General features: G+C 39.8%; 14 protein-coding genes. 2 read left to right on the top strand and 12 right to left on the bottom strand.

The window, feature by feature from the left end; all coding sequences use genetic code 11:
* Nucleotides 1-66: 66 nt before the first annotated feature.
* The 10 genes from JW962_03765 to JW962_03720 all read right to left on the bottom strand — a co-directional run bounded on the left by JW962_03765 (nucleotide 67) and on the right by JW962_03720 (nucleotide 13496).
* Nucleotides 67-5373 carry a hypothetical protein gene (locus JW962_03765; GenBank protein ID MBN1374420.1) on the bottom strand — a complete coding sequence of 1769 codons (5307 nt, stop codon included), beginning with the start codon at nucleotides 5371-5373 and terminating at the stop codon, nucleotides 67-69.
* A 45-nt stretch (nucleotides 5374-5418) separates the two neighbouring features.
* Nucleotides 5419-6687 carry a hypothetical protein gene (locus JW962_03760; protein ID MBN1374419.1) on the bottom strand — a complete coding sequence of 423 codons (1269 nt, stop codon included), beginning with the start codon at nucleotides 6685-6687 and terminating at the stop codon, nucleotides 5419-5421.
* Nucleotides 6665-7195 carry a sigma-70 family RNA polymerase sigma factor gene (locus JW962_03755; protein MBN1374418.1) on the bottom strand — a complete coding sequence of 177 codons (531 nt, stop codon included), beginning with the start codon at nucleotides 7193-7195 and terminating at the stop codon, nucleotides 6665-6667. Before JW962_03755 ends, JW962_03760 begins: the two co-directional genes overlap by 23 nt.
* A gap of 36 nt (nucleotides 7196-7231) precedes the next feature.
* Nucleotides 7232-9691, bottom strand: a complete 2460-nt coding sequence (locus JW962_03750) for a DUF87 domain-containing protein (protein MBN1374417.1) — start codon at nucleotides 9689-9691, stop codon at nucleotides 7232-7234.
* Nucleotides 9692-9752: 61 nt separating this feature from the next.
* Complete coding sequence (locus tag JW962_03745; protein MBN1374416.1) at nucleotides 9753-10220, bottom strand: hypothetical protein; 468 nt, start codon at nucleotides 10218-10220, stop codon at nucleotides 9753-9755.
* A 20-nt stretch (nucleotides 10221-10240) separates the two neighbouring features.
* On the bottom strand, nucleotides 10241-10516 hold the full coding sequence (locus tag JW962_03740) for a 30S ribosomal protein S20 (GenBank protein MBN1374415.1): 276 nt from the start codon (nucleotides 10514-10516) through the stop codon (nucleotides 10241-10243).
* 63 nt (nucleotides 10517-10579) lie between these two features.
* Nucleotides 10580-10903, bottom strand: a complete 324-nt coding sequence (locus JW962_03735) for a hypothetical protein (protein MBN1374414.1) — start codon at nucleotides 10901-10903, stop codon at nucleotides 10580-10582.
* A gap of 21 nt (nucleotides 10904-10924) precedes the next feature.
* Entirely contained in the window at nucleotides 10925-11257 is a 333-nt protein-coding gene (locus JW962_03730; protein ID MBN1374413.1) for a hypothetical protein, read from the bottom strand.
* A 71-nt stretch (nucleotides 11258-11328) separates the two neighbouring features.
* Complete coding sequence (locus JW962_03725) at nucleotides 11329-12615, bottom strand: serine hydroxymethyltransferase (protein ID MBN1374412.1); 1287 nt, start codon at nucleotides 12613-12615, stop codon at nucleotides 11329-11331.
* A gap of 44 nt (nucleotides 12616-12659) precedes the next feature.
* On the bottom strand, nucleotides 12660-13496 hold the full coding sequence (locus JW962_03720; GenBank protein MBN1374411.1) for a bifunctional 5,10-methylenetetrahydrofolate dehydrogenase/5,10-methenyltetrahydrofolate cyclohydrolase: 837 nt from the start codon (nucleotides 13494-13496) through the stop codon (nucleotides 12660-12662).
* A 148-nt stretch (nucleotides 13497-13644) separates the two neighbouring features.
* Between JW962_03720 and trxA the strand changes: the two genes are divergently transcribed.
* Both trxA and JW962_03710 read left to right on the top strand, forming a co-directional pair.
* Nucleotides 13645-13965, top strand: a complete 321-nt coding sequence (trxA, locus tag JW962_03715) for a thioredoxin (protein ID MBN1374410.1) — start codon at nucleotides 13645-13647, stop codon at nucleotides 13963-13965.
* A gap of 448 nt (nucleotides 13966-14413) precedes the next feature.
* Nucleotides 14414-14743, top strand: coding sequence for a ComF family protein (locus JW962_03710; protein MBN1374409.1), 330 nt, complete (start codon nucleotides 14414-14416; stop codon nucleotides 14741-14743).
* 12 nt (nucleotides 14744-14755) lie between these two features.
* On the opposite strand, the gene JW962_03705 is transcribed toward JW962_03710, so the two are convergent.
* Nucleotides 14756-15754, bottom strand: coding sequence for a helix-turn-helix domain-containing protein (locus tag JW962_03705; protein MBN1374408.1), 999 nt, complete (start codon nucleotides 15752-15754; stop codon nucleotides 14756-14758).
* Nucleotides 15717-17906 (bottom strand): DNA translocase FtsK 4TM domain-containing protein, encoded by a 2190-nt coding sequence (locus tag JW962_03700; GenBank protein ID MBN1374407.1) that lies wholly within the window; start codon nucleotides 17904-17906, stop codon nucleotides 15717-15719. Before JW962_03700 ends, JW962_03705 begins: the two co-directional genes overlap by 38 nt.
* Between the last annotated feature and the right edge of the window lie 158 nt (nucleotides 17907-18064).

Raw genomic sequence — 18064 nt, 5'->3', positions numbered from 1 at the left:
TATGTAATTTATATCTATATCCAAAGTAACAAAAAAGCTAAAAGGTGTCAACTTTATGACATAACTTTACTCGACACAGGTAATTTGAGTTCCTGAAAGTAATACTCCAATGGACCTATCACCATCGATAGCAACAAAGGTTTCACCAACGGTTGCACTGCCGGCAAAGTGACAAGTTAAGATTTGATCAATAACAACTCTGGAGGTATCCTTGTCGTACCTGCCAAAATACTCAAAAAATCTGGGCGTAAGACTTGAAGAATACATAAAACTTACCGTATCGGGAAGCTGCTTTAGGTAGTTTTGATATGTGTCCCAATCGACGTTATATGGGTAACCCACTCTGTACCCTGTTGGAATTACACTACTTCCTACAAGTGTTCCCGAATCGTTAATCGGGTCAATTTGAGTTCTCACAACAATCGTATCACCAACGTTTATTCTGTTTCGCGAAACCGGTGCCCCGGTAGAAACATTGAATATCTCTTGAGCTGCCGGAATACTGACTGCAAAATTCTCTATCGGTTTGTAGTACTCAAGTTTTAGTACTACCGGTGTAGCTCCATTGTTAGTTACACTTATACTGTTTTCCCCACTTACCAAAAGTTCTTCCGGAATTATTGCGCTATCGTAGCTTAGATCCCAATCAAGTGATTGGTCATTAATCGACACACTAACGTCTAGCGGCTCAGGTTCACCCCCAAGGAAACCACTTGCAAGTACTATAAAGAAGTTTTTAATATTTTTAGAGTCCTTATATGTTGTGTTTTGTACATAATAGATAGCAGATCTGTAGACCTTGTCTGTAATGGCATCGCCGTTATACGGCTTTAGAGCCAATGCAATTATTGCCGTAACGTACCTGTCGTTGTCGGAACCTGCCGAAATACTTCCAAGGTCACTCCACCAAGCCATTTTCTCTGATTTGGTTGCATTTTGTATAAGTCTGTTTGCAATACCAATTCCTTGACCGGTTGCACCAAAATTGTTTAATGCGTACAAAAGATATCCATACGAGAGATCGGTGAGTGTTTCACCGTCCGAGACAAGGTTAAGCGCAGCCGCCAGTGCTCTGTGATTCTGCGAAAATGAAAGCCCCCAAATTGTCATTGTTTTGTACTTATTATCAACTGCCGTACTTTGCAAAATATTTTCAAGATATGTTTCAACCTTAGAGATATCGCTTACATCGTAACCCCACTCCAAAAGCTGATTTAGGGCTATATACCCATAAACGGTAGCCTCGATATCACCTGCGTCATAACTAAACCAACCGAAACAACCATCATTTGTGACATTATTTGCAAGAACCGTCTGAGCAAACGCTAGCATTTCATTGTTTCGATCGGACTCTAATGACTGGCTCAGAACCAGTGCAGCAACTTCCTGAGTTGAAACTGTATCTATGTCAAAAGATGAAGCTATATCGTAAGGGTTATTGGTCGCATTTGAAATTGTAAGACTGTTAATGTACTCAATCTTTGTATAGTCAATTGAAACGTTAACTGTTTCTCCGGCCGGGACGGTTAACAACTCAGCTTTTGTAGTTAAATTCTCGTTGGAAAAAACATCGTATTTTACTTCCATTCCGTCGAGCAGAGTTGACCCCCTTGTAAATGCATAAGTTACTACACAGTCCGCCGAGCCAACAGGTACTAAAGTTACATTCATTTTCGAACCACGAAACGGAGCCATTAATATATTTTTACTTGCACCCTCCGTGACGTTACAACCGGTTGCGGTAACAGATAATGTACCGGAGACGTTACCTGAAGTATAATTTCGAACACTCACTGGAAGTGTAACGGTATCACCCTCACGTATAAACTGAAGTTCAGGTACGGAAACATATATATCCTGAGTGCTTACAAGTGTATCTTTACCATACCCGAATTTGCTGTCGGCAGTATACGCAATCGCATAGGCGTTCCAGCTTGTTATTGTATCGGGAAGCTTAAATGTTATTGTCGCTTTTCCATCCTCTAAGGTAACTGTGTCATTCCAATATGCCAACCGTTCAAAATCAGACCTTACGAAACCTACGCCACCACCGCCGGCCCCGTATCCAGGCAAATATAATAAACTGTAATAATAACTTGAGGAAAACATTGACACGTACTGTCCGTAAAATTCATTAAACAGATCATAGTCTGAATCGACACTATCTAAGCGCGAGTCAAATATGTCAATAGCGACTTCACCATTAACCAGATTGCCCGAGGAATCTTTTACGGAAACAACGAAAGAAACTTCCTGTCCGGGCAGATATGAATCGGCAATACCTTCAAAGCTAATTGTTAATTTTTTATCTGATCTATCAACAACCGCTGAATCATAGCTTGTACGCCATTTGTTTACACCAACCTGGTAATGAGAATTAACACTGATTTGCCCTACACCATTTTGCGGCACAGTATAATTTACCGAGTTTGTTTGAGCTAAGTTAACCACGTAATCAACTTTATTTGCAGATGACTGAATCTGGAAGTACATATAACCTTCGGACACTCCGGTAACAGAAATCACAGAGGTTTCTCCCGGCGCATAAGAATCTTTGTCAAACAGAACTTGTGCATAACCGGAACTTGAAGTTGATCCATAAACATACCAATTAACCGGTCTCGGAAGCGTAATTAGGCTACCTCCGGCCCCGGTAAATACAATATTCAGATCATAGCTACCTTCCCCTGAGTTAGGAATATTAAAGCTTAGATTTCCGCTTGAGTCTGTCGTTGCCGAACCTGACCAGCATGTATCAACATGTCTATTGTATTTGGTTACAGGTTCTGTTCGTTTAGTTTCAGGATTATATTCATTAACGACATATGGTTCGTACCAAGTACGCTGAAGCGTGCCCGTCACCGAAATTCCTGGAACTTTGGCACCTGTCCATAAGGTAACGGCCGAAGCATTAACTGTAAAGGCCTCTCCGGAGTTATAAGTTTCTTTTACTGACTCTGCAACAAGATAAGTATCTATATTATTCACCGTAAAATATGCGTATTTGCTAGTACTATAGCCATACTCTTCCTTGGGCTGAACAGAAATATTATATCTACAGAGATCTGGACAAGCAGAGGTGTCAATGGAAACCACTGCACGACCCTCTTCAATCTCAACGTTAGAAATTATGTAACTTTCAGCCGAATAAGATGCTGTCATATCCGCCTTAGTAAGAGTTCCCTCCGGAATTCCGTAAAACATTGCTCTACTAACCGAGACATTTAAATCAACCATCTCGGAGAGTACTGGCGACCCATTGGCATAATAACCATCAATAAAAACATCCACACTAGACTTGTGTGAAAAAATCTCTGTCCTCGTTGAGAGTTCGTATGTAACCTCTGATACATTCTCGAGCTCCGCTATACTGATATTTTTTGATTCAATTATATTGTCACCAACCTTTAGGTTTAAGTATACAGATCCGGAGATACTTGAAGGTAAATAAAATTCCCCGGAGAAGGTACCCATTACTGGATTAAAAGGAACGTTGTATTGTGTAATTACTTTTTCGTTACTTATACCAAACTCGTACATTTGGGTAACAACTTCGACACGTATCGAATTAATATTCAAGGGAACGGTAAGTAATGTGTTTTTATCTCTTACAATACCTTTGAACTGCACCTTATCACCATAGGAATAATACGGCCTATCCAAAACAACACTTGTTACAAGATCCGTTCTCCAAGAGAAATTGCCGTAGTAATACCTGGAAGGCGCAACTGTTACATATTTACCGTCTATTGAAGCGACTATCAGTTCTACACCCTCACTATCGAAGGCTGCCAGTCCATTTGAGTCGGTCTGCACCGTAGCAAGTTGTATACTATCATCGCCATAAGCTTCAACGGTAGCATTGGGAATAACCGCATTTGCTCCGGCATTAGTTATCCAAACATTGTTTGAGTTGTTATACTGTTGCCATACTGCCGAGAGATCACTAACGATAATATATTCGTAATTATATGAGGTTTCCCCCGTTGGAAAGCTCATTGAAAGCTCGAGCATGTAAATTCCGGCTGCCGTAATACCTGGTCTAATGCTATATTTGCCATAATCCCCACCACCAACGGTAGTGCTCCAAACCGGAGTTAATCCGTCTACAAAATCCGGCCTCATATTCGAGAATTCCACAACCCCACGAACCAACTGTTCCTTTGTTACTGCAAAGATCTTTGCTGTAACATCTCGTTTGGTTAATCCATTATCATAAAAATCACACGAGGATAAGTTGTCGACCGTATTAACAAGTCCCTCACCATCCGTTGCACACAAAGTTGGCATAAAATAGCCGACTTCAATGTCATAATCTTTAGGATGTGTGGCAATAAATGTACTCTCGACACCACTAGCCAAAACTCGACCATCAGCTGTTTCAACTCCATCGGTAACTCCAAATGTATATGATACTCCTGGTACCAAAGGCTCCGTAGGTACAAAAACAATTTTGTGATCGACTTGTAAAAACTCACCGGCACGTGCAGGTGTTACATAAAACCGTTGCGTAAACGAATCAAGCACCACATTGTTATACGAAAATTCGATTTCAAGGGCAGTATCTGCAGGACCGGAAACCCCATTTCGAGGGGTTGTACCAGTAACCTTAAAATCCGGTTCAGTGACAAATACAAATGACAAATCCACGGCAAGCCTGGTACTCGAAGAAATCTTGGTATCTTTGGGAACTGTAATTACATAAATTGTGTCTGCCGAAAGTTCTTCTACCGGGACAATTAAAAGACTTTCACCTTCTGTTGTAATTTCAAATTCAATTTCCGGTGAGATACTTATACTTTCAGCCAAAAGCCTTGAATCAACCCCTTCATCAGTTTTTATTATAAACGTTGCTCCTCTCGAAACACCATAGTTTGTTGAAGCCGTTGCAACAACCTCAATTGGTGCATAAACAGGATTAGTTGTGACATTTACCCAGAATCTTCGAAGAAACAACCATACAGGTAATCCCAAAATTGAAAGCCCCAAAAGAAAAATGAATAAACTTGAAAACACTGCAACTGAATATTTAAAATATGTGTTAGCAAAAAGCCCCTTAAAGTCGAGTTCAAAAGTTTTTCGCGGCTTAATTCCTTCTATTTTGGTAGATTCAAATACTGCCTGATCTAAAGACGAAAGCATTTCTTTTGTTGGCTTTACTGTTTTATGTTTTTTAAGGAAGTTAACAACCTCGCGCTCTTTTTTTGCCGTTTTGGCATCAACGGAAGTTTCTTTGTTATTTAACTTTGTGCCATCGACCGGCTTTGACTTCCTAAATTTCGACAGAAAATCCTTAGCCTTTGAAGTCATTACAATAACAAACTTACTTACTCCCTCCTTTATCTGTTTTACCATTGTTTTAAGTTTTTTCATTACCTTTGCCATTAGTTATTTCTATAATAGATTACGTTTTTTAGATTAATTAGTAACAATTTCAAAACTATCAAGCAACATTAAAAACTCTGTATAATCTGGTTCTGCATCACCATAATATCCATACGCTAACATATATGCATTAGATCCTGAAAAGAAAAACGAAATACATAATGTGCCCTCAGAATCTTCGTTTATAACCGTTATTATAAACTGACCATCTCGAACCATATATGAATACTCTGTTTGGGAATTAGGATCATTCACGTTTACAAATTCGTTTATAAATCCATCAAAATCCGTTACATCACTAAACCTAGAAATTAGATACTGTCTATCGGTTCCGACCATTAACTGGTAATATGTTTCCGTGCTGGAAGGCGAATCAGTAGAATACTCCCCGTTGGGAAACTTAAAAGTTGCGTTTATATCGCTAGCATTAATGGTTTGCCAGTCATTGTAATCAAAGCCTGAACTGGAATAAGGATGAAGTATATTCTCTGCACCAGTACACTTTGCTCTGTTATCAAGTCCTGTAACACAAATTTTTGCTTTTGTACTCTCACCCGCTTTAAGTTTATCAAGCTGAGTTTCAAGTTCTTCTATTGTTTCCTCTAGATCATCAACGGATTTTCCCTTCTCTCCTACCTCAGTTTCTAAATCGGATATCTGTTCTTTAAGTGTATCTACTTCCTCACTAGTACCAAGGAAACTTCCGAATATATCTTTAAACCTGGATTGAACTTTGCTACTGTATGCAATAAATAAGCCACCGGCAATAACAATAACTGCAACCAAAGAGATCCACACCGGAAGCTTTATATTTAAGACATTTCTAACGACTGATCCAGCAAATCGCTTAACTTTTCCAAGGAAGCCAATGATTTTCTCAACGAATGTGCCACGAGTTACTAATTCGATCAGATAAAGTGTTACTGCAACAGGGAAAGTAACAATTACGGAAACGAAAAGCCATGCCGGAACATTTACTAAAACTAAAAATGCACCTGAGCGTAAGAGCCCATTAGCTTCTCCACAACCGGCAATAAATTTATGCTCACCCTTATTTACTACTGAGGTTAATGGATAAACAAACCCGTTAAGCTCGTAATAACTTGTATAGTCGGCAGGGGAATTACCTTTTACAATATCGCCCACGCAGGCAATATTTTCTTTTGAGACAGTTACCCCTAACTTAAATATAACAAGCATCAAGGAGATCAAAACAGTAGTAATAATTGTCAAAAACAACCAAATCTTTACTATTTTGAAGATTTCGCCAAATGTTAGTTTATATGTCTGCTTTTCCTCCATTTAGAAGTTCGGATAATTTATCTATTGCTCTATAATACATCATTTTGGCAGATCCTTCAGTAATATTCATGACATCGGAAATCTCTTTAAAGCTTAACTCTTCATATACCCTAAGCGTTACGATTTCTCGGGATTTGGGCAAAAGTTTGCCCATTATCTTTTTAAGTTTGTCGCTTTGAATTTCTTTTTCCACTTTACCTGCGGCATCATCACCACTTGATACATCCTCAAAAAATTCCTCCTCCAAAGAGACTGTTTGCTTTCGAGCTCTAAAGTAGTCGATCATTTCGTTACGGGCGACCTGATAAAGCCAAGCTCGAACGGTTTCATGACGAATTGTCCTAAATTTTGTGAAAAGCTTAACAAAAACTTTGCTTGCAATATCGGTTGCTATCTCCCTGGAATGAATCCGGCTATAAACAAAGCGAAATATCTCCTCTCGGTAACTCTTATAAACTTTAGTATACATTTTCTCCTCTGCAGGGTTAAGCTTATATTCGGAGCTCATGAATGTATACGCAAACTGATTTTAGATAGTAACATATTAGAACGTTGGTAGACCAGGAATTCCACCCGTTGCCGGAGGAGCATTTTCAACGGCAAGATGAGCTCTCCTTGAAATATCTTCACGAACTGCATTAACATCGGCACCATATCGAACTCGCGAAAGCTGAACAGCCAAATCACGAACCTTGGGATTTGAAACCCATTTTCCGGAATCATACCAAGTAGACATTGAAAATGCAGGTGGCCATTCATTATTAACAAGAATCCTTGCATAGGCGTTAATTGCCTCAATACCAATAAGATCTTGTGAGTTAAACACGGGTTCAAATACCTTTTGCAAATACTCGGCATCGTCAGTACCAACTTTAAAGCTTACAATACTACCAATGTTTCCAAATATTGCGTCGCGGATTTTTTCGTCGATCTGCTGAATATACTGGTTTGCAACAATAAGGTTAAGTCGATATTTACGGGCCTCGGATAATATTTGTTCGAAGCTATCCGTTGCAAAGTTTTGGAATTCATCAACATAAAGATAAAAATCTTGGCGCTGCTCTTCGTCTATATCGGCTCTACTCATGGCGGCACGCAAAAGCCTAGGAATCATTAAAAGTCCCAGAAATTCGGCATTTTCTTCACCTATTAAACCTTTCGATAGATTTACCAAGAGAATCTTTTTATTATCCATAACATCCCTAAAATCAAATCCCGACTTTGATTGTCCGATTATATGACGCATAAGCTCATTTGTAACGAAACGGTCAAACTTTGAAACAAGATAGCCAAGCGCTTCGGATTTATGGAATTTATCGGTTTGGGACATTTGATCGGTCCAATAACGTCTTACCAGATCATCTTTTACCTTTGGAAGCCAATATGATTTAACCCATTCTTCATCGGTAAGAATACGCACAACCTCAACCAACGTTGAACCCGGTTCGGACATTGCGGTAAGCATTACATTTCGAACGGCTCTCTCGAAGATTGGGCCTACAATACCCTGGTTATTTGGGTCAAACATTTTATACATAAGTCCGAGGAAAGAGTTAACAACCAAGTGCTTATCACTCTCGTTGTAATACTCCATTATGTTAAACCCTACCGGACGTTCATGATCGGCTGCATTAAAATAAATAACATCTTCGGCCCGATCAGCCGGAATTCTCTTAAGTAACCATTCAACCGTATCACCGTGAGGATCGAGAAACGCAACTCCATGTCCGGCATAGATATCTTGCATAACAAGGTTTTGCAAAAACCATGACTTTCCTACTCCGGTTTTACCAATTATATACATGTGTCGCCTACGGTCTTCCGGACGTATTGCAACTGGTCTACGCTCGCCACGATATACTGAAGTACCCAGCCACAAACCTTCTGCAGGAATTCGTGGGTCGGGTGGAGCCTTTCTAAATCCTAACCAGTTTAACAAAGGTGTCTGTATTTCCTTGTTCGGAAGGTGAAAAATTGTAGCAAGTTCAGCTACATTAAGTATGTTCTTCTTTCCTATTGGACTTTTTCTATAGATAAAGTCGGTCATAAATTGCTTTAGTTCAGCTCCCTTGGGTGTTCTCTTTTTAAAGGAGTTAATGCCCGGATTTGAAAACTGATCGAACGCAGATGCAATACCATTTACTCTGGCTTCTGCCAGATCGTCGGTATCAGCAGTTGCAACTATTCGGATTGCAGTATAAAAACCATTTTTAGTACATTTCTTTTCGATTGCCTGGAGCTTTTCCTGACTCTCTTCTATTCTTGATTTTTCCGGATCGGCATTATTGGAATTAATCTTTTGGATGAATTTGGTCCCCGACTTCTGCCAAGAAGAATCTGCCGGAGATATTGTTATCTGAAGACAAGCTCCGTCTCCTTCTTGAATTTTGGTTAGTCCACTTAAAATACCGGAAAGCGGGTCTCCTTTAAAGTCCTCATGTACTTTGATTGGTTGATGTGGCTCATCGGACAAAACAAGTTCTACGGCAGCTACACGTTTACCCTCTTTAAATATATTGTGATCGAATATTTCCTCTACTTCAGCAACTTGGTATGTTGCCAAAATTTGGTTTTCCACGTGTTTTGCAAATTTTCTGGGTGTATAGATATAAAAATCTATTCCAATCGGAAGCGATACTATTTCAAGACTTATTGATGGATTTACCTTTAAAAGCCGCTCCCAAAACTTTTGTTTTTTACCAATACTGTAGAGGTTCGAGAAAAACTGCTCGGCAACCCCTATTTCAATTTCGTTGCTTTGAGCAATTCTTACTCGATAAAGTACACTATCGAGGGACTTGTCCTCTCTATCTTCCTCCCTTTGATTCTTTGCAAAGATTAATATTGCAACAACGACAAGTACACAGATAAAAACAAACAAGGCAAGAAAAATTATTATAGCGCTCCAATCAAGAGCTGAAGCTGCAGTAGTAACGGAATCATTTGTAGAATCATTGTATGGAACAGGTTTTACGTACTGTGCGATTGTATATAAAAACTCCACGGGCAGAGTATTAAACTAATGATTGATTTTATACTAAAGGGAAATGACTGGCAAATGGGACTTAGGCGGCAAGCTTGAGGGTGCGAAGCCAAATTGACCCTGCCTTAAGACCCGCCGCTGTTGCAGCCTCTTGAGCCGGACCTTGTGCGAACCTATCGGCAGCGCTTATGACATTATCTGACAACTGATACCCAGGAGCATTTTTTATTGCAGCTTCAAAGATTTGTTGGGCCGGACTAACAACCGGTTGAGCTCCTGCCGGTGTGTTTGGATCCGTCTGGGCCATTGCCTGAACTCCTTGATCCGTTTGGCGATTGTCCTTAATTGGTTCCACTATATCCGGAGATGGTTGTTTAAGCTGATCAAGTTCTGCTTTAATAGCTTTGGCCTGTGGAGCTTCTTGGTCAAACACTACAGGACCTTCTGGTTTGAACTGTTGGTCGAGATCAACGAATTCAACGGGACGAACTGAGGATACCTGTCCGATTTCTGAAACAGGAACAACTGTGGGAGTAACCGTAGGATCCAAAATGTATACTTAATTAAAACTTATGCTTTATTGGATTTACTAGGCTTTGACTTAACATCGGCAGAAGCCTTTGCAAGTCTTGATTTTAACCTTGCTGCTTTATTCTTATGGATAACGTTATTTTTTGCAGCCTTATCAAGGGTCTTGTATGCAGTTTTTAAATCTTCCCCGTTTACTTTGCCGGATTTCTTAAATCCCTTAACAACTGACGTTATTTTATTTCTCCAAACCTGATTCCGACGGGATCGTCTTTTAATTGTGCGAATTGCTCTTTTTGCTGCGTATAAGTTTGCCATTAAACATAACAAGAATTTAAAATCAGTCTGTATTGTATCATGAATACTCTATGTTTTCTAGAGTTAGTTTAGAAGAGAGCTTAAATCAAAGAGATTCTTTAAGCCTAAAACTTTTCCGACATAATTTATAACAAGCCCACTCATTGCAACAACAACAAGCCCAACTACAGCATACATTATTGTTTGAATAGCCTCCTGGTATTTATTTGAATCACCCGAAGAAATCAAAAATTTATACCCACCTAAAACCACGTAAACCAAAGCTACTATACCTGCTACGGAAACAGCGATTGTTATTGCTTTTCTAACAAATTCGTTGGGATCCGTAATTCCTTGGTCAACAGTAATTTTCCCTATTGTACTGATAACCTTTGATAAATTATCCATTACAAGAAGCATTAAATAAACTTAAAATATACCCATACCTTCATAACCCAAAAGATGCCCCACAACTCTAGTTAAAAGTGCCGCACTCATTACAATTGCAATACCGATAATAGCGTTAACAATAATTCCCTGAGCTTCTTTAAGTTTACCTGGATCACCTGCACTCATAAGCCAGGTATATCCACCGTAAATAAAAAGCCCCAAAAGTACAACCCCCGCAACTGCAAAAATGGGAGTCAATGCACGTTGAACAAGCTCGGCAAGTGTTTGTGGAACACCCGAGGGAGTTGATACCCCCGATGCGGAAGATGTACCAGGCGCAGCTTGCATTATTATTTTATCGATATCAAGCATTTTTATTTATTTAAATTCAGTTACAGCTATTGTTATTATAGCACATGAATTCCGTAACACAATAGTCTTTTCTAGTATACAGGAAACCTTTTACAAAGTGCAGTCACCTCCTCTTTTATTGCCTTAAGCTTTGTCTCGTTCTTGCGTGAATTTATTGACTCTACAATTAATTCTGCAACTTCTTTCATTTCGAATTCTTTAAGTCCGCGAGTTGTCATTGCCGGAGTGCCAAGTCTGACTCCGCTTGGCTTATATGGAGGTAAAGGATCATCCGGAACAACGTTTTTGTTAAGGTTTAAACCAACTTTGGAAAGTACATCCTCGACGATTTTGCCATCTACTTCAAAAGATTTCACGCAATCAATTACCATTAAGTGATTATCGGTTCCGTTTGTAACAAGTTTACATCCAAGTGACATAAGTTCGGTTGACAGGACCTTTGCATTTTTAATCACCTGTTCTGCGTACACCTTGAAGTCTTTTGTTGACGCTTCTTTCAGTGCAACACCGATTGCCGCAATAGCATTCATATGCGGCCCACCCTGAAGCCCCGGAAAAACTGATCTGTCAACAAGTGTTGGCAAATTTTCAATTGTCCGTTTAACTTTGGCAAGTGGATTACCAACCTTTCCCCTAGTAAGAATCAAGCCGGCACGAGGTCCACGTAAAGTTTTATGCGTTGTAGTCGTAACCATGTGAAACCCAAAATCGAATGGATTGTCAATTACACCCGCTGCAATAAGCCCGGCAATGTGAGCAATATCAGCCATTGCAACAGCCCCAACCTCGTTTGCGATATCGGCCATTATTTTATAATTATAGTTTCGTGGGTACGAGGTGTACCCGGCAAGAATAATTTTGGGCCGCTCCATAAGCGCTGTATCCCTTAGGTGATCATAATCAATTTCGCCGGTTTCAATATCTTTTATTTTATATCTAACGAATTTGAACAATCTTGATAAGTGGGTAACGGGATGTCCGTGCGTTAAATGTCCACCATGTGTAAGATCCATTGCCATTATTGTGTCACCAGGATTACACCACGCAAAATAAGCCGCAGTGTTTGCGGGAGCACCGGACAAAGGTTGAACGTTTGCATGATCACAGTGAAATAAAGTCTTGGCTCGGTTTATTACTTCTGTTTCAAGAAGGTCGGTATATTTTTGTCCGCCATAATACCTACGCTTAGGATATCCTTCGGAGTATTTATTAGTAAACACTGATCCAAGTGCGGAAAGTACTGCTCTCGAAACATAATTTTCGGAAGGAATAAGTTCAAGCCCTTCCTCTTGACGCTTGGATTCGGACTCAATAAGCTTGGCAACTACCGGATCGACTTTACCAATTGGCTCATTCATTTTATTAATACATTAATTGATTCTATTTTGTTTTATAAGTTGAGTTATAATGGATCTTGAGTTACTGCGTCCATTAAATTACTAAGAAGCATTGCTATAGTAAGCGGACCAACTCCTCCAGGAACAGGCGAAACGGCACTGGCAATGTCTTTTATTGAACCGGTATCGACATCTCCCACAATTGCTCCAGTCTCAGGGTCCTGTTCAATACCGACATCAATTACTACTGCGCCCTTCTTTACGAATTCACTGTTCACCAAATGTGGTTTACCCGTGGCAGAGATTAATATGTCGGCAGTACGAGCCACTTCGTCTAGTCCTTGTGTACGTGAATGACAAAGTGTTACCGTACCACCTCTATATCTAAGCAAAAGTCCAAGCGGAATACCTATTAAGCTACTTGCACCTATTATTACAACATCCTTTCCGACAATATCAACTTTATACTCATCAAGAAGCCTGATTACTGCAAGCGATGTTGCAGGAACAAAATACGGTTTGCCTTGAGCAACAAGCCCGAGTGATGTGGCAGTTAATCCATCGATATCCTTTGTATAGTCTATGCTGTTTAAAATTTTTTCTTTATCAAACCCTTCGGGAAGTGGTAATTGAAGCATAATTCCATCAACTGTATCGTCTTTATTTAAAAGATTTATTTTGGATATTAACTCGGCCGTTGTTATATCGTCATACCTTATAACGTCACAGATCATTCCAATCTTTTCGGCTCGTCTCTTTTTCATTTTTACATAAAGCTTACTGGCATAATCATCACCTACAAGAATAACGGCCATTTTGGGCTTTGGATCAATATTTTCAGTCTTGATTTTTAGATCCTGAGTTATTTTTTTTGAAAGAGCTTTTCCATCAAGAAGCATCATTCGAAAAATCCTTAAATAATCTTGGTAAATTATACATTATTTGATTATATAAAACATCACCTATATCCAAGTCACGTTAACTCGCCACCAATTGACCTTACCTTAAAAGGGTATTAATATTCTGATAGCTAATTTAGTCTATAGAAAAATGACAGTAGTCCAATTTAACGATGCTAATTTCGAAACCGACGTCGAAAAATCACAGGGGCTAGTACTTGTAGATTTTTGGGCAACTTGGTGCGGACCCTGCCTAATGATGACCCCCATTATCGAAGGGCTTTCAACAGATTATGCAGAAAAGGTAACCATTGGCAAGCTTAATGTTGATGAGAATAGAACTTCGGCTGCAAAGTTCAACATTATGAGCATTCCTGCACTTATTCTTTTTAAAGACGGTAAGGTTGTGGAGACAATTGTAGGAGCAAGACCCAAAGCAGAGATTAAAAAAATCGTGGATCAGCATCTTTAGGTAAACAGGCACTTTCGGATCACTTTCCTAAAATAATCTGTCAGCATTCTTGCATTTTGCCAGATTTAGTTCTAGCAGTTGTTTGAGAGTTTTATTAAAATATTTTATGGACTTGCTTTCATATTTATTTCCTACATTTTGCTTAAACTGTGGAATTCCCGGACCCTATCTTTGTAAGGCATGTACTTCCATGCTATCGGATTTCTCGCAACTTTGTATTGTTTGTAAAAGAGGAAGCTTTAGCGGGTTCACCCATAAGCAGTGTCAAACTCAAACAAATATCTCACAAATTATTACGCCCTATAGATACAACCGGTGTACTGCCAAAATCCTAAGTGCGTTCAAATACAAAGGCGGCTATAGACTCACAAACTTTATAGTCGAGCTAATTATTCAAAGGTTATCATACTTCAGGCTCCCCAAAAATTCTTGTATAACAGCCGTCCCCTTGGCAAAGAAACGCCAAAACTGGCGTGGATATAATCAGTCGGAACTGTTGGCAAAGGCTATATCCATTCGCCTTAAAATCCCACTAATTAAAATTCTAAAGCGGATTAGACATACAAATCCCCAGGCAAGACAAAAATCGTCACAACGAGAAAAAAACGTAAAAGCTGCATTCGATTTGATTTCCTTCGACAGAAAACTCCCGCAAAATATTATTCTCTTTGATGACGTAATCACAACGGGTGCAACAATGATGGAAGCAGCAAAGCCGATACACGGGAAAAATATAGTCGGAATGTGTTTTGCTTCTGCATTAAATCCAAGGCACTAATGGCTAAAATGGCTAATTGCAAACGACTTCGCCACTCACAAGCCTACACCCCAACCCTACAATACCTTGGTTATTCTGGGTAAGTGGAGTTAGTTCACCATTTATATACAGCTTGGTAAACTGTCCACGACCCGAAGTAATTGAAAGATTCTGGAATACCGTAAAGCTTTCGTCGAAACCCGACTGAAGTGTTTGAGTATATTTATTTTCTCCGTCAACCGAAAATACAATCCATGCGTCACCTCCATCAATTTGCAATTTGGCTTGAAATGAATCGGGAATGATTTCTTCGGTCACATCAGTTTCGTTCACATCTTGTGATTCAACGGGTATGTATCTTATGTACACAGAAAGTGTATTACTCTTGCCAATATTATCATCGTTTGTGGCCTTTATGACGATTTGATTATCACCCCGGTTAAGTTTTACAGTAGCCGAAAAATAGCCATCATTTGAGACAGTAACACTTTCATCATTTACGTAAACATTTGCCGATAACACCGTATAGCCGGTTATCGTTACAACTTCTGAATTTACCTCGGTTCGCTCACTGGCAGGCCATACAAGTTCAAGTTTGGGAGGCTTTTGAAACGTGGCAAACTGGATTACCAAGTAGGTAATGATAAATCCAATTACCAAAACAACTGCCAAAACGGCAATTGTTGATGGTGTAATAACTATTTTGGGCAGTGGAATCCCATCGGGCTTAGGTTTTATTTCCGTTGCAACGTCTTCGTCTGTAAATCGTCGATATAGTGCAATAACTTTCTCGGTCGGTACAGAAAGATAGCTGGAGTATAATTTTAGAAATCCCTTTGCATAAACGGGAGAGTCAAAAGTATCAAATTTATTGGCTTCCAGGGCAATTACATAGTCCTTTCTAACTTTGATTGCATTTGCAACCTCATCTACAGAAATACCCTTGGCTATTCGTGCATCCCTAAGAAGTTTTCCCGGGGTTATCAATCCGAAATCAACCTGGTCCATGTTTAAGCCTCTCAATGAATTCATCTGCATTAGTAATCAAAACCTCACGGGGCTTACTTCCGTCACGTGGACCGACTACACCGACTTCTTCCATCTGGTCGATGTATCGAGCAGCACGGTTATATCCAATACGTAGCTTACGTTGGATATATGAGGCAGATCCTTGCTGAGCAGAAGCCACAACCTTTATTGCATCAAGAAACACGGAATCATTTACCCAGGTTTCGGGGGAACCTCCATCGGAATCAATATCTGTTAAACCGGCGGTATTTGCTTCAAGAATTGCCTCGTTATATACGGGTTCACCCTGTTTTTTCAGAAATTCGACTACACGTTCTATCTCCTGATTTTTGGTGTATACTCCCTGAATTCTAACTGCGTTTGCAACATCAGGGGCTTTAAACAACATATCACCGTTACCAAGAAGAGTTTCCGCACCAACTGTATCCAATATTACCCGGGAATCAATACTCGTAGCAACCGTCATACCTATGCGGGCAGGAACATTGGCTTTAATAAGCCCCGTTATTACATTTACTGAAGGTCTTTGCGTGGCAAGCAACAAGTGAATACCTACGGCACGTGCCATCTGTGCAAGTCGTACAATCTTGTGTTCAATATCGATTCCCGTTGATAACATAAGATCGGCCATTTCATCGATAATTACTACTATATACGGCATGGACGTGTAACCTTTTTTCTCATTATACTGGGCAATATTCCTGGTTCCTGCCTCACGTAACTGTGCATATCTACATTGCATTTCCTCAACCGCCCAAGTCAAGGCACTTACAACCTTATTAACGTCGGTTACAACAGGCACCATAAGGTGAGGAATATCTGCATACGGAGCAAATTCAACGGTTTTGGGATCAACCAAAATGAGCCTTAACTGATCGGGACTTAAGGTCATTATTAGTCCCATTATAAAACCATTTATTGAGATTGATTTTCCGGAACCGGTTGCACCTGCAATTAACATATGCGGCATTTTAGTAAGATCACGAACAATACTTAACCCGCTAACATTTTTTCCAAATGGGAGCGGCAGCGCAAATCTATCTTCCTTCATGTCAGGAAGACTCATTAATTCACGAAGTGATACAATATCAGGTTTTTCGTGCGGAACCTCAATTCCTATAAAAGATGTTCCGGGTATTGGTGTCTCTATTCTTACCTGTCCCGAAGGCGCAGCCAGTGCAAGTGCCAAGTCCTTGCTTAAATTGCTAATTTTATTAACTTTAATTCCTACAGAGATTTTTAAAGCATATTGAACAACCGTGGGCCCATAATTTATGTCGACTACTTCTGATGATATTCCAAAGCTACGTAAAGTCTTTTCGATAACTTCGGCTTGGGCTTCATTTCTTTCACTTGGATCTGACTTCGGGGGAACAGGGTCAAGTAAAGAAATTGGCGGATACTCCCAATCTGGGTACAAAAACCTGCTATCATCCGAAGATTTAGGTTTCGGCTGTGTGCCGGTTTGTTCAGTTTTTGTATCCACCTTCGAGCCGATTTCAGCTCTTGTTTCCTGTTTATCGTAAAGCTCTCCTAATTTTCCAACTTCTTGAACATAATCATCACCAAAAGCGGGCGTGGATTCTTTGATTTGAGTTATACTATTACCAACTGTTTCGGTAACCTTGGAAACTGATTTTCCACCTACGGTAAAAATTTTTTCTACCAACTTCTGAAGTACTCTTATAGAAATTCCGGTGGTAACACTTATTGCAATAAGTCCAATAATTACAAGAATAATAAACTCACCCTCGAGATCGAACCAATTATATAAGGTTTTGTGAATAGCGTAACCCAAAATACCGCCACCTCGACCCTCGTCGGCAAGTTCAGCACCCTTATCAATAGGAAGAAGAAAGTGAAGAAACGGAAGTGACACTGCCCACACCGAGAAAAAACCGATTAGCGTTTGAGTACCCGAAAACCAATTATTATAACCGAACAATCTAAGAGACAACGCCATAAAAAAGATTCCCAGCACATAGGTACTATCACCAATTGCCTTAGAAATCTGATTAAAAAATTCACCCGATAAAAATGAACTACTTAGAAGTAAAAGTCCCAATCCCAAAAGCATAAGTGCAAAGAAGACTCTGGTTTCATCGCTTTTAATTGTTAATTCCCTATTTTTGGGCGGTCGTCCACGTTTTGCCATGTGCTCATTATATAATAGTTAGTACTGTTTTACTACTTTAAGGACAAGTCCAGGACATGTCCCTACGGCTGTCGGACATGTCCCTACTTGCTAACTGACCCTCTGTCGGTTCCCGTGTTCGATGTGAGCCCTTTGCTTGTTTTGCTTTTGTGCTAAAG

The organism is Candidatus Dojkabacteria bacterium (assembly GCA_016927995.1).
In the GTDB taxonomy this organism is placed as follows: domain Bacteria; phylum Patescibacteriota; class Dojkabacteria; order JAFGLO01; family JAFGLO01; genus JAFGLO01.
Note: the sequence above shows the minus strand (reverse complement) of the source record. Positions and strands in the feature narration are given on the sequence as shown.

Bases quoted from the DNA above. Each gene is read 5' to 3' on its own strand.
- JW962_03765 (MBN1374420.1), bottom strand. From the start codon at position 5,373: ATGAAAAAACTTAAAACAATGGTAAAACAGATAAAGGAGGGAGTAAGT.
- JW962_03760 (MBN1374419.1), bottom strand. From the start codon at position 6,687: ATGGAGGAAAAGCAGACATATAAACTAACATTTGGCGAAATCTTCAAA.
- JW962_03755 (MBN1374418.1), bottom strand. From the start codon at position 7,195: ATGAGCTCCGAATATAAGCTTAACCCTGCAGAGGAGAAAATGTATACT.
- JW962_03740 (MBN1374415.1), bottom strand. From the start codon at position 10,516: ATGGCAAACTTATACGCAGCAAAAAGAGCAATTCGCACAATTAAAAGA.
- JW962_03735 (MBN1374414.1), bottom strand. From the start codon at position 10,903: ATGGATAATTTATCAAAGGTTATCAGTACAATAGGGAAAATTACTGTT.
- JW962_03730 (MBN1374413.1), bottom strand. From the start codon at position 11,257: ATGCTTGATATCGATAAAATAATAATGCAAGCTGCGCCTGGTACATCT.
- JW962_03725 (MBN1374412.1), bottom strand. From the start codon at position 12,615: ATGAATGAGCCAATTGGTAAAGTCGATCCGGTAGTTGCCAAGCTTATT.
- JW962_03720 (MBN1374411.1), bottom strand. From the start codon at position 13,496: ATGATGCTTCTTGATGGAAAAGCTCTTTCAAAAAAAATAACTCAGGAT.
- trxA (MBN1374410.1), top strand. From the start codon at position 13,645: ATGACAGTAGTCCAATTTAACGATGCTAATTTCGAAACCGACGTCGAA.
- JW962_03705 (MBN1374408.1), bottom strand. From the start codon at position 15,754: ATGAATTCATTGAGAGGCTTAAACATGGACCAGGTTGATTTCGGATTG.
- JW962_03700 (MBN1374407.1), bottom strand. From the start codon at position 17,906: ATGGCAAAACGTGGACGACCGCCCAAAAATAGGGAATTAACAATTAAA.